The 12,217-nt window shown below is 54.3% G+C and carries 10 protein-coding genes; 3 read left to right on the forward strand and 7 right to left on the reverse strand.

Annotated features, from left to right (window positions below; translation table 11 throughout):
* Positions 1-5: 5 nt before the first annotated feature.
* From phnE to IM317_RS21425, 5 genes are all read right to left on the reverse strand, one after another.
* A complete protein-coding gene (gene phnE, locus IM317_RS21405; protein ID WP_023334213.1) occupies positions 6-785 on the reverse strand; it encodes a phosphonate ABC transporter, permease protein PhnE in 780 nt (259 codons plus the stop codon).
* 117 nt (positions 786-902) lie between these two features.
* Positions 903-1,919, reverse strand: a complete 1,017-nt coding sequence (gene phnD / locus IM317_RS21410) for a phosphonate ABC transporter substrate-binding protein (RefSeq protein WP_029740236.1) — start codon at positions 1,917-1,919, stop codon at positions 903-905.
* A gap of 24 nt (positions 1,920-1,943) precedes the next feature.
* Positions 1,944-2,732 carry a phosphonate ABC transporter ATP-binding protein gene (gene phnC / locus IM317_RS21415; protein WP_033144439.1) on the reverse strand — a complete coding sequence of 263 codons (789 nt, stop codon included), beginning with the start codon at positions 2,730-2,732 and terminating at the stop codon, positions 1,944-1,946.
* 136 nt (positions 2,733-2,868) lie between these two features.
* On the reverse strand, positions 2,869-3,306 hold the full coding sequence (gene yjdN / locus IM317_RS21420; RefSeq protein ID WP_033144440.1) for a VOC family metalloprotein YjdN: 438 nt from the start codon (positions 3,304-3,306) through the stop codon (positions 2,869-2,871).
* Between the two features lie 80 nt (positions 3,307-3,386).
* Positions 3,387-3,722 (reverse strand): zinc ribbon domain-containing protein YjdM, encoded by a 336-nt coding sequence (locus tag IM317_RS21425; protein WP_023310096.1) that lies wholly within the window; start codon positions 3,720-3,722, stop codon positions 3,387-3,389.
* 595 nt (positions 3,723-4,317) lie between these two features.
* On the opposite strand from IM317_RS21425, the gene crfC reads away from it, so the two are divergent.
* Positions 4,318-6,663: a clamp-binding protein CrfC gene (gene crfC, locus IM317_RS21430; RefSeq protein ID WP_033144441.1), complete on the forward strand. Its 2,346-nt coding sequence runs from the start codon at positions 4,318-4,320 to the stop codon at positions 6,661-6,663.
* A complete protein-coding gene (locus IM317_RS21435; protein ID WP_033144442.1) occupies positions 6,660-7,535 on the forward strand; it encodes a diguanylate cyclase regulator RdcB family protein in 876 nt (291 codons plus the stop codon). The genes crfC and IM317_RS21435 overlap by 4 nt, the downstream gene beginning before the upstream one ends.
* 44 nt (positions 7,536-7,579) lie before the next feature.
* Here the strand turns inward: IM317_RS21435 and kdgT are convergent, their stop codons facing one another.
* Complete coding sequence (gene kdgT / locus IM317_RS21440) at positions 7,580-8,572, reverse strand: 2-keto-3-deoxygluconate transporter (RefSeq protein WP_033144443.1); 993 nt, start codon at positions 8,570-8,572, stop codon at positions 7,580-7,582.
* 648 nt (positions 8,573-9,220) lie between these two features.
* On the opposite strand from kdgT, the gene proP reads away from it, so the two are divergent.
* Entirely contained in the window at positions 9,221-10,723 is a 1,503-nt protein-coding gene (gene proP, locus IM317_RS21445; protein ID WP_029740241.1) for a glycine betaine/L-proline transporter ProP, read from the forward strand.
* A 33-nt stretch (positions 10,724-10,756) separates the two neighbouring features.
* On the opposite strand, the gene IM317_RS21450 is transcribed toward proP, so the two are convergent.
* Entirely contained in the window at positions 10,757-11,710 is a 954-nt protein-coding gene (locus IM317_RS21450; protein ID WP_033144444.1) for a nickel/cobalt transporter, read from the reverse strand.
* Positions 11,711-12,217: the final 507 nt, after the last annotated feature.

The raw sequence follows: 12,217 nt of genomic DNA on the forward strand, positions 1-12,217 counted from the left end.
GCTTCTCAGATGAAGTGCTTACGCAAACGTTGAGAGAGGAAATCCAGCAGGCTGACGGTGACGATGATGAGCACCATCAGGGCGCAGGTTTGCTGGAACTGAAAACCGCGAATCGCTTCCCACAGGGTGACGCCAATCCCGCCTGCGCCCACCATGCCGACTACCGTCGCGGAGCGGACGTTGGACTCAAAGCGGTACAGGGAGTAGGAGATCAGGAGCGGCATAACCTGCGGCAGGACGCCGTACAGGATCTCTTCGATTTTGTTGGCGCCCGTTGCGCGGATGCCTTCCACCGGGCCGGGCTCGATGGCTTCGACCGCTTCGGAGAGCAGCTTGGAGAGCACGCCGGTGGTGTGGATGAACAGCGCCATCACGCCGGCGAACGGACCCAGGCCAACGGCGACCACGAACAGCATCGCAAAGACCATTTCATTGATGGCGCGACAGGCGTCCATCAGGCGACGCATCGGCTGGTATACCCACCACGGCACGATGTTTTCGGCGCTCATCAGGCCAAACGGAATGGAGAGAACGACGGCAAGAGCGGTGCCCCAGACGGCGATTTGCAGGGTGACCGCCATTTCGCTGAGGTAATCCTGCCACTGGCTGAAGTCCGGCGGGAAGAAGTCGGCGGCGAAGGTCGCCATGTTGCCCGCGTCTTTGAAGAGCAGCAGCGGATCCATTTCCGCGCCCTTCCAGGAGATAACCAGCACCGCCAGCAGGATGGCCCAGCTTATGAGCGAGAACCAGCTGCGCTTCGGCGGCGGGAGGGTGATGGTTTGCATGTTGGCTCCTTTGGGTTTAGTCCCCTCTCCCTTGAGGGAGAGGGTTAGGGTGAGGGGGAAATGTGCGCGCTGATGCCCTCACCCCGGCCCTCTCCCACTGGGAGAGGGAGAAAGGCACTACTGCACCGCTTTATTCACGCTCGTCATCGCACCGAGCGCGGCGGTCAGGCGGTCGAGGTCTTCCAGCTGGGCTTCAATTGCGGCCACTTTGCTGGTCTTCTCCTCGTCCTTCAGCCCTTTGTTGTCCTTCACGCCCTGCATCTCTTTAAACAGCGCCAGCTGGCGAATCGGGACCAGCTGCAGGTCGCTTGACGGGCGGAACGGTGCCCAGCCCAGACGCGCCAGGACCGCTTTCTCTTCCGGCGTTTTGCCATAGGTCATAAAGAAGTCGTACACCTTGTCCTTGGTGCTCTCGGACAGGTTTTTACGCCACACGATCGGGTCGCCCGGGATCAGCGGCGATTTCCAGATAACCTTGATCTCTTTCAGCTTGTCCGGCGCGGAAGTTTTCAGCTTGTCGAGGTTCTCGGTGTTGTTGGTAGCAACGTCCACCTGCTTGTTGGCCACGGCCAGGGCGTTGGTTTCGTGGCTGGCGTTCACCGTGCGTTTGAAGTCGCTGGCGGAGGCGTTGTTTTTGGCGAAGACGTAGTAGCCAGGGACAAGGTAGCCGGAGGTCGAGTTCGGGTCGCCGTTGCCGAAGGTCAGCTCTTTGCGTTTGGCGAGCATGTCGTTGAGGTTGTTGATCGGGCTGTCTTTGTTCACGATCAGCACGCTCCAGTAGCCCGGGGAGCCATCTGCCGCGACGGTCTGGGCAAAGACCTGGCCGTTCGCGCGGTCCACCGCTTCCATGGCGGAGAGGTTGCCGTACCAGGCGATGTCCACCTTATTAAAGCGCATCCCCTGGATGATGCCCGCGTAGTCCGGGGCGAAGAAGGCGTTCACTTTGATCCCCAGCTTAGTTTCCATATCTTTCAGGAACGGTTCCCACTGAGGCTTCAGATTCTGCTGTGATTCCGTCGAAATAATGCCGAAGTTCAGTGCTTTTTCCTGTTCTTCCGCATACGCCGGGCTTAACAGGGTGCTGAGGCTGAACATGCTGGTAAAGGCCAGCGCGGCAACGGCTTTGTAGCTCATGTACTTTCCTCGGATCGGGTTTAATTAAGCAGCCTGCGCGTTCTCTTCGACGCGGTTAATGCTGCGGTAGAGATGGTCAAAACGTTCGTTATCAAACTGATGGCTCGCGCCATCAAAGAACACATGTCCCTGACGCAGGGCGACAATGCGTTCGCAGTAGCGCAGGGCGTAATCCACCTGATGCAGCGTGACCACCACGGTGATGCCGTCGTTCTGGTTAATGTCGCGCAGGGTTTCCATCACGATGCGGGCGGACTCCGGGTCCAGCGAGGCAATGGGTTCGTCAGCGAGAATGATTTGCGCTTTCTGCATCAGCGCGCGCGCAATCGCCACGCGCTGCTGTTGTCCACCGGACAGGGTGGAGACGCGCTGATGGGCAAAATGCGCCATGCCGACGCGGGTCAGGGCCTGCAAGGCTTCCTGCTTCTGCGAAGGGGAGAACCAGCGCAGACAGGTGCGCCAGAACGGGGTGCTGCCGAGCGCGCCAATCAGCACGTTCTCCAGCACCGTCAGACGGTTCACCAGGTTGAACTGCTGGAAGATGTAGCCCGTCTGGGCGCGGCTCTTGCGGATATCACTGGCGAGACGCCCCGCGCGCTGCACGGTATTGCCCAGCAGCTCGACGTGGCTTTCCGGCGTTTTATCGCAGGTGATAAGACCGCTTAAATGACGCAGAAGGGTGGATTTACCGGAACCGGATGGCCCCAGCAGCGCCACCATTTCGCCCTGCTGGACGGTCAGATCAACGGCATGCAGAGCCTTATTGTGATGGAAGGTCTTGCTCAGTTTCTCGACGCGGATGACGGTTTGCATGTGCTGGGCCTCACGCTAAATGTGGCCTCATGCTGGCGCATCAATGTGACATTTGGGTTAAGTCTGGGTTGCGGGAGTTTGAAGAGTTGAGCGGAGTTTGATGACAGGCGGAGGCAGAGCGCCCACCGCCCGAAAATTAGTGCTGCTGCTTAACGACGTTAATCATCCACGGCACGCCGTATTTATCGGTGACTTTACCGAAACCGTGTGCCCAGAAGGTTTCCTGCCAGGCCATGTCGATATTCCCGCCCGCGGCGAGGTTGTCGAACCAGCGTTTGCCTTCATTAACGTCCTGGGTGTCGAGAACCAGCGTGAAGCCCGCGTACTGCGCGTTGCTTCCCGGCGGCATCCCGTCGCTCATCATGATATCGCTGCCCGCAATGCGGACGTTGGAGTGAGCGATAGCCGAATCCGGAAATTGCATACCGGACGGACAGCCTTCTTCGCTGTTATCGCTTTTTGGCATTTCGCCGAAGGTGATTTTATAGAGAAGCTCTGCGCCGACGGCTTGCTGGTAGAAAGAAGTGGCTTCTGCACAGTTGCCGGCAAAAGAGATGTAGGGACTTAACGGCATAATCTTTACCTCACGTAAGAAAAGCCCGTTAAGTGTAGTTCCCGAAAACCCGGTAAGCGAAGCGCCACCGGGCGGGTAAATCAGTTCTTTTTCACGAACTCTGATTTCAGCTTCATCGGACCGAAGCCGTCAATTTTGCAGTCGATATTATGATCGCCTTCAACCAGACGGATATTCTTCACTTTGGTGCCGATCTTCAGCATGGAAGAACTGCCTTTCACTTTCAGATCTTTAATCACGGTTACGCTGTCGCCGTCCGCCAGCAAATTGCCGTTCGCATCTTTTACGACAAGTGCATCAGCATCGTGTGATGGTTCGGCATCATTCCATTCGTGAGCGCATTCCGGGCAAATGAACATGCCATTATCTTCATAGGTGTATTCAGAATTGCATTTTGGGCAGTGTGGGAGTGACATATCGGTATCCTCAAAAAGTGTAAACGCGCTGGAAAGTGCCAGCTAAATGACGGCAGCGTGCCGAAAAAGGCGGCAAGTATAGCGCAAATCCACACGTTTGTCGGTGACATTGTGAATTAAAAAAATGCAAAAAGCGTATCGGGAGTGACACTTCCTGTCAGTCAGTTAAGCGATGCTTACCTCATTAACACGTTGGGAAGAAATGACGCTAAATATATCGAATATTTTATTGCAGCAAATTGCTACGCTCCTTCATTTCGGATAAGGTGAAGCGACACATTGTTATTTATCTCCTGACTTCGCTGCCATCCATATCTTTTGGCAGGGGCGTATTACCTCTCTTTTTAGGTGGGTAAATAATGATGATATATCCTGAAGTTTCTTAAAATTGGGCTACGCTTTTTTCCTTTGGCCGTCAGGCCAGGAGGGGAGCTATACACGCCATGCAAGGATAGCGAATTATTTCTGATTATCATCAATCAGTTATATTTCGGCGGACATGTTTTCCACACGTGATCATATAAGCCTGAACAACATAATTAATACCAGTGGCTTAATAAAAGTAATAAATTTGCGTTAAGGAAAGGCTTTTATCATGCACACACAGACCATTTTTGAATTAAGCCAGGAAGCTGAGCGTTTGCTACAGCTCGCCCGGCAAAACCTTGATACGTTGAAATCAATGCCGACTGCGATGCTGGAGAGCACCGCGGCTGCTATTACGGGTGAAAAGAACAACGTTTTACCTTTGCATTTTAGCGCGCGCGGTGTCGAAGCGCAGCAGGCGATGCTGAATAATGAATTACGAAAAATAACCCGGCTGGAAATGGTTCTGGCTATTGTGGGCACTATGAAAGCGGGGAAATCGACCACCATTAATGCGATTGTGGGGACCGAAGTGTTGCCGAACCGCAATCGTCCGATGACGGCGCTTCCTACTCTGATTCGCCACACGCCGGGTCAGAAGGAGCCGGTGCTGCATTTCTCACATGCCTCGCCCATTGATGAATTGATCCAACTGCTTCAGAAAAAGCTATGCGATTACGATCGCGGAAAGCTGGCCCAGCATCTGGAAATTGATAAAGACATGAATACGCTGCTGGAGCGCATTGAAAAAGGAGAGGCTTTTGAGAAGCATCACCTGGGCGCGCAGCCGATATTTCATTGTCTGAAAAGCCTCAACGACCTGGTGAGGCTTTCCCAGGCGTTAGGGGTGGAGTTTCCGTTCTCTGAGTATGCGGCTATCGAACATATTCCGGTGATTGAAGTGGAGTTCGTGCATCTTGCGGGTCTTGATGCTCACCTCGGACAGCTGACGCTGCTCGATACGCCCGGGCCGAATGAGGCCGGACAGCCGCACCTGCAAAAAATGCTCAGCGAGCAGTTGTCCCGCGCGTCGGCGGTGCTGGCCGTGATGGATTATACCCAGCTTAAATCCATCTCTGATGAAGAAGTCCGCCAGGCCATTTCCGCGGCGGGAAAATCCGTGCCGCTGTATGCGCTGGTCAATAAATTCGATCAGAAAGATCGCAATAGCGACGATGAAGAGCAGATCCGGGCGATGATCTCCGGCACCTTAATGAAAGGCAATATTTCGCCTGGCCAGATCTACCCCGTTTCGTCCATGTGGGCCTATCTGGCGAACCGCGCTCGTTACGAGATGAGTACCCACGGACAACTGCCGGATCATCAGGAGCAACCCTGGGTACAGGACTTTGCCGAAGCGGCGCTTGGGCGACGCTGGCGTACGGCGGACCTGGACGATATCGACCATATTCGTCATGCTGCCGATTTGCTCTGGGAAGATTCGCTTTTCGAACAACCGATACGCAAACTGATTTACGCCGCCTATGCCAATGCCTCGCTTTACGCGCTGCGTTCGGCCTCGCATAAGCTGCTCAACTACGCACAAAATGCCCGGGAGTACCTCGACTTCCGCTATCAGGGGCTGACGGTTGCCTTTGAGGCGCTGGAACTGAATATCGCACGTCTGGAAGAGGACATGGCGCTTCTCCAGACGCGTCAGAGCGTGGTGAGCGATGAGGTCAAACATGAAGTTGAGGAGGCGCTGAACGCCACCGCGGACTTTATGGGCGCCCAAAAAACCGCGCTTAACCAGGCGATTGGCGAGGTGTTCAGCGCTCAGCATATTCTTGATTTGGCTGGCATCGATCGGCAGAACCCTCACGGTGACGAGCTGAAGCAGCTGGTTCTGGACGATGAAGGGCAGGCGCAGATCGCGCTGAGTAAAATCCGCTCCTCCTGCGAACTGGTGATGCTGGATGCACAGACGAAAATCTGCCGGGAGCTGGCGTTACGCTTCGACCAGCTTGAATCTACGCTGGCGCGTTCCCTGAACGAAGCCATGCGCCCCATCGAAACGCGTATTAAAGAGCATCTGAGCCATGCGGGTTTTCGGGCGCGAATCAGTTTCCCGGCGTTTCAGGCTCACCAGCTCAACTTCAATACGCGGGCGCTGTTTAACGATGCGATAGCGCAGGATGACAGCCAGGCAGGCCCGTCATCAGGCGGGAGCAGCATGCGAGAAACGGTCTCTCGCTGGCTCAATAATCCGGGCTGGGGCTGGGATGAGTATGTGGAAACGCGCACGCGCTATGTTATCGATATTGCGCAGCTACATGACAAATTTAAGCAACATATTGAGCTGTTTTGTGAACAAATACGTAAAGCTTTGTCCGCGCAGGTCGATGTCTCTGTTACGGCAGGAATGGCGACGTTCTTTGCAGAATTCTCGCTGTGCCTGACCGGGTTACAGGAAAGCTTGCGTGATAGCCTCGCAGTGCGTCAACAGAATGAGCATTCAACCCGAGCGCTCTGCCAGCTGTTGAAGCAAAGTATTACGACTGCGGCGTGGATACAGGAAGATACCCGACTGTTACGCGATGATATTCAAACTCTATTCGCGGCAGAGCAACCATGACAACACCACTACTGGACGGCCCCGGGCGAACGCTGGAGTGTATTAATCCAAAATTTATGGTCGATCTGGTTCAGGGAGTGGACGCGGCGCGTCATCCTCACCTGGGACCACAACAGCTTCAGTTTCGTGAGCGTTTGACTCAGGAAATCATGACGCATACCCGGCTGCGCCCCTGGGCGATGGCGGGTATGCTCAATGAAAATGCAGCGCTGCGCCTGGGGCTGGCGGAAAAACTGGCCGGCATGCTTGACCCGGGTCATCTCGCGCTGACGCTGATGGCAGAGAAACTGATTGCTTTGCGCCAGCAGACGCACCCGCGCGCCCAGCAGTCCCCCGGGCTGATGCAGCAGTACGCTGAACTTGCTTCTCATTTTACCCAACGCGCCGCCTATAAAGAGAAGGCGCTAACCCAGCGCGGGCTGACGGTGCAGGCGGGTGAGCATAGCGAGCAGATTTTTACCCGCTGGCGGGCCGGGCATTATGATGGCTGGTCGCTGGCCGGGCGCTGTTTTATCGTCCTGGAAGAGCTGCGCTGGGGGGCATTTGGTGACGCATGCCGCCTCGCGAATGAAGATGTGGCGGCAATGCTTAAGGATAACCTGCGCAGCATGGCGGCTAACTATCTGGCACAGGGCATCAATGCGTCCCCCACGACCCGCCATTTCTATCACCAGTGGCTGACAACGCCAGCCTCTCCGGGGTTAATCGATCATAAAGACATGCTGGGCTGGCTGGGGGACTGGTGTCAGGCGGATCAACATCCGGTTAGCTGGTCAGTGACGCAAAACTGGCAGACCGTCGCGCTGGGCATGCCGAGACTCTGTTCGGCAAAACGGCTGGTGGACGGGATGGTGGAAGAGATTTTTGGCTAAATCTCTCCCCCTCTCCCCATTGGGAGAGGGAACGGTGCTGTGTGTTAATGATTCATTTCTATCGGCTTCGGTTCAGGCAGGGTCTCTTGCATATTCCCGTAGCGTTTCGCATACAGCGCCGTGATGATGGGGACCAGAATCGCGGTGACGATCACGCTCGCGGCAACCAGCGCCGTTGCTGAAGCGGCGACCGGTTCGAAGGCCGGGTTAATTTGGGCGATAATCACCGGGTTTGCGACTGCAGCACCGGCGGCTGAAGAGGCGGCGACGCCGGCCGTGCCGTTTCCTCCTCCGATGACGCGGTCAGCAATAATCAGCGGAATACCGGTGATGACGATCACGGCGACACCCAGCACAATGCCCAGCAGGCCGGTATCGAGAATGACCTTCAGGTTGATGGTGTTCCCCAGTGCGAAACCGAAGAACGGGATCAGCACCGGCGTGGCTTTGCTGAAGAAATCACGCAGATCGCGATCGAGATTGCCAAGGGCGAAACCGACCAGGAAGGGCAGGATCGCGCCGACAAAGTGGTGGGGTTCAAACGAGGCCAGGCCAGCAGACCCCAGGATCAGCATCGTCATCAATGGGCCGGACTCCAGAGACATCAACACAAATGCGCCGGACTCTTCTTTCGTCCCGTACTGATTCATCAGGCTGGCGTACAATCCGCCGTTGGTCATATCCATCGCCGAGACGATCGCCAGGACCGATAAACCCGCAAAGAACCCGGTCTGAATTCCATTCTCCGGAATGAACATCGCGCATATCATTGCCACCGCCCAGGCTACCGCTATTTTGGTGATCACCAGCGTGCCGGATTTCCGTAATACTGTCCCCGTTGCCCGTAAATTAATGGATGCGCCGATACAAAAAAACCAGACGGCAAGAATGGGAACCGTGCCTGTTATCATGCCTTTTGTGAAACCGCCAAAATAAGCTCCGGTATTGGGAGCAAGGGTATTCAGGATCGCGCCCAGTACCAGCGGAACCAGCATCATGCCGCCGGGTATACGTTCTATCGTGGCTTTAATCTTCATAGACAAACCTCACATCGGATCCCGCAGTCCGGGGGATAGGTGTTAAAAATTAGTCAATAAATTCAATTGATTGCTCGTATTGCTTGTGGTGTTTTTTCGAAAGCCCTGCAACAAAATTAAATGCGTGCTCTCAATTAACCTTTTCCTAAAACACGTAAAACGCTGAATTCGGATTTATGATGCGATCATTGGAATATTGATTCAATGAAAATAAAACACCGTTTTAGTTATCTTTATCACATATTCAATGTAAAACTTGAGGCCGGTTCCTGCTGATGAAAATTTATGTAAACCTGATGTGAATTAACGTGGTTTGTTTTTCTGTTACGAAAGAAATAATGACGTGCGGGAGGATGTTCTTTAGGTGGGGTAAGGAAGTACTTATTGGCACTCCTTGACAAAAATTTGCCTGAGTTGACCAGACACGAAAATATGTGTGAAGTTGATCACAAATATAAACGCTGGTAGGGTAAAAAGGTCATTAACTGCCCAGGCAGGCGTCAACAGGTTCGGTTGTATCGACGTAAAACGTCAATGTAAGTAAACCTGCTACGCTTGAATAAGGCGATTCGCATGGAGCGGATCCCATGGTTCACAGAACGCTAACTGGACTGTGAAACAGACAGGGCCGAGTCAACGAGGATAGCTATGCTGAGAAGGAAAAAGATTAAACCCATCACGCTTCGCGACGTCACCATTATTGATGACGCAAAGCTGCGTAAAGCCATTACCGCAGCCTCGCTCGGTAATGCGATGGAATGGTTCGATTTTGGTGTCTACGGCTTTGTGGCCTATGCGTTAGGTAAAGTGTTTTTCCCCGGGGCCGATCCCAGCCTGCAGATGATCGCCGCACTGGGTACGTTCTCCGTTCCCTTCCTGATTCGCCCGCTGGGCGGTCTGTTCTTCGGTATGCTCGGCGATAAATATGGTCGTCAGAAGATCCTGGCCATCACCATCGTCATTATGTCGATCAGTACATTCTGTATCGGCCTTATACCGTCTTACGCCACCATCGGCATTTGGGCACCCATTCTCCTGCTGATTTGTAAGATGGCGCAGGGCTTCTCCGTCGGCGGTGAATATACCGGTGCCTCGATCTTCGTCGCCGAGTATTCCCCGGACCGTAAGCGCGGATTTATGGGGAGCTGGCTGGACTTCGGCTCGATTGCCGGGTTTGTCATGGGCGCGGGCGTAGTGGTACTGATTTCAACCGTGGTTGGCGAAGATAACTTCCTCGACTGGGGCTGGCGTATCCCGTTCTTCCTGGCATTGCCGCTGGGGATTATTGGTCTTTACCTGCGTCATGCGCTGGAAGAGACGCCTGCTTTCCAGCAGCACGTCGAAAAACTGGAACAGGGTGACCGCGAAGGGCTGCAGGATGGTCCGAAGGTGTCGTTCAAAGAGATTGCCACTAAGCACTGGCGCAGCCTGCTGACCTGTATTGGTCTGGTGATTTCGACCAACGTGACCTACTACATGCTGTTGACCTACATGCCGAGTTATCTGTCGCATAACCTGCACTACTCGGAAGATCACGGTGTGCTGATTATTATCGCCATCATGGTGGGTATGCTGTTTGTCCAGCCGATTATGGGCCTGTTGAGTGACCGTTTTGGTCGTCGACCGTTCATTATCCTGGGAAGCGTTGCGCTGTTTGCTCTGGCAATTCCGGCATTCATTCTGATTAACAGTGATGTGCTGGGGCTGATTTTTGCCGGTCTGCTGATGCTGGCGGTGATCCTTAACTGCTTTATCGGGGTGATGGCCTCCACGTTGCCCGCGATGTTCCCGACGCATATTCGCTACAGCGCGCTGGCCGCGGCCTTTAACATCTCGGTGCTGATTGCCGGTCTGACCCCGACGCTTGCCGCCTCGCTGGTCGAGAGCACGCAGAACCTGATGATGCCGGCTTATTACCTGATGGTGATTGCGGTGATTGGTTTGATTACAGGTCTTACCATGAAGGAGACGGCGAATCGCCCTCTGAAAGGCGCAACGCCTGCGGCGTCTGACATCCAGGAAGCGAAAGAGATCCTGCGCGAGCACTACGATAACGTAGAGCAGAAGATTGAGGATATTGACGCAGAGATTGAAGAGCTGCAGAAAAAACGCTCCCGACTGGTGGACCAGCATCCACGCATCAATGAGTAATAAAGAAACCCGCCAACGGCGGGTTTTCTTTTATTAGCATCCGGCAGCGATGTAGTCGCCATTGGCGCTGACGGGGATCACCGTCAGGAACAGCACCGTCGCAAACAGGATCAGGACTATCCCTCCGGCTATTTTGACTGCCGGTACGAGCCATCTCAATGAGGCGCTCTCTCCGAACCAGGTCACCGTGCGCTCGCGGGCGTAACGTACAGCCAGGGAAAGCCCCACAATAGAAAGTGCGGTGCCCAAAGACATGGTCATGACCGCGGCTACCCCCCAGGTGACAATGCCCAGCGCGTTCGAAAACATCAGAATCATGATCGCCCCGCTGCACGGACGTGCGCCAATCGCCAGAATGACGCCCAGGCGCGTTTTCCAGTCGCCCTGCGTCAGATCTGTACCTACGCCGTGATGTCCGCAGCCACAGTGTTCATCGTGCTGATGAAGCGGCTTGATGGCGGAGATAGTCATCCTGCGCGGGCGCAGGCTCTTCAGCGCCTGGTAAATGACAAAAGCACCGAATGCGCCAATAAGCACTGCGCTTATCTTCTCCACGTACCAGCGGCTGGTACTGATATCCCCTGAGGCGAGGTTAAACCCCACCGCCAGAATAAAGACAAACAGAATGGCGCTGACGCCCTGCATCAGGCTACCCAGGAAGGGGACAACCCGGGCGGCCAGTTCGCTTTCCTTATTGGTGGTCAGATAGGTCGTCACGATGAACTTTCCGTGTCCGGGTCCAATGGCGTGAAGGACACCATAAAGGAAAGCCCCCGTTAACAGCCATAATCCGCCGCTGTACTGGTGGTTATTAAGCTGCAGCAGATACATCACCAGATAGCGGTGCAGCGTAATTTGCGTGGCGAGACACCACTGGATAAAGGCGTTCCAGTGCGCATGCAGGGTAAAACCGGCAAAGAGGAGTGCCAGCAGCATCACCCCTGCTGTAGGGAGACGCCAGTCGCGGGCGAGGCGTTGTGTGGTCATGAGGGTGGGCCTGCACTGAGGAGAATATTTGCCGCTAGTATAGTTGATCTTCTAGCTCAATTCGTGGGATCGCATCGCGATCCGCTCATGATTGTGGATAACTTTGTGCATAAAAGGGTATAAGGCGGGGTTTTGCTGTGGAATGCAGCAGTCAGTCATTTTTCTGACATTTAGCGGTTGCGGCCTGCTGAGAACTCCCTATAATGCGCCTCCATCGACACGGCGGATGTGAATCACTTCACAGACAACGCGGTTCGGTTGAAGAGAAAAATTCTGAAATAACGGGTTGACTCTGAAAGAGGAAAGCGTAATATACGCCACCTCGCAACGGTGAGCGAAAGCCGCGTTGCACTGCTCTTTAACAATTTATCAGACAATCTGTGTGGGCACTCAAAGTGACATGGATTCTTAACGTCGCAAGACGAAAATGAATACCAAGTCTCTGAGTGAACATGCGTAATTCATTACGAAGTTTAATTCACGACCATCAAACTAAAATTGAACAGT

This window comes from Enterobacter cloacae complex sp. S3, from assembly GCF_014930495.1.
Lineage (GTDB): Bacteria > Pseudomonadota > Gammaproteobacteria > Enterobacterales > Enterobacteriaceae > Enterobacter > Enterobacter asburiae_B.

Coding starts and splice junctions, on each gene's coding strand:
- phnE (WP_023334213.1), bottom strand. CDS start 785: ATGCAAACCATCACCCTCCCGCCGCCGAAGCGCAGCTGGTTCTCGCTC.
- phnD (WP_029740236.1), bottom strand. CDS start 1,919: ATGAGCTACAAAGCCGTTGCCGCGCTGGCCTTTACCAGCATGTTCAGC.
- phnC (WP_033144439.1), bottom strand. CDS start 2,732: ATGCAAACCGTCATCCGCGTCGAGAAACTGAGCAAGACCTTCCATCAC.
- yjdN (WP_033144440.1), bottom strand. CDS start 3,306: ATGCCGTTAAGTCCCTACATCTCTTTTGCCGGCAACTGTGCAGAAGCC.
- IM317_RS21425 (WP_023310096.1), bottom strand. CDS start 3,722: ATGTCACTCCCACACTGCCCAAAATGCAATTCTGAATACACCTATGAA.
- crfC (WP_033144441.1), top strand. CDS start 4,318: ATGCACACACAGACCATTTTTGAATTAAGCCAGGAAGCTGAGCGTTTG.
- IM317_RS21435 (WP_033144442.1), top strand. CDS start 6,660: ATGACAACACCACTACTGGACGGCCCCGGGCGAACGCTGGAGTGTATT.
- kdgT (WP_033144443.1), bottom strand. CDS start 8,572: ATGAAGATTAAAGCCACGATAGAACGTATACCCGGCGGCATGATGCTG.
- proP (WP_029740241.1), top strand. CDS start 9,221: ATGCTGAGAAGGAAAAAGATTAAACCCATCACGCTTCGCGACGTCACC.
- IM317_RS21450 (WP_033144444.1), bottom strand. CDS start 11,710: ATGACCACACAACGCCTCGCCCGCGACTGGCGTCTCCCTACAGCAGGG.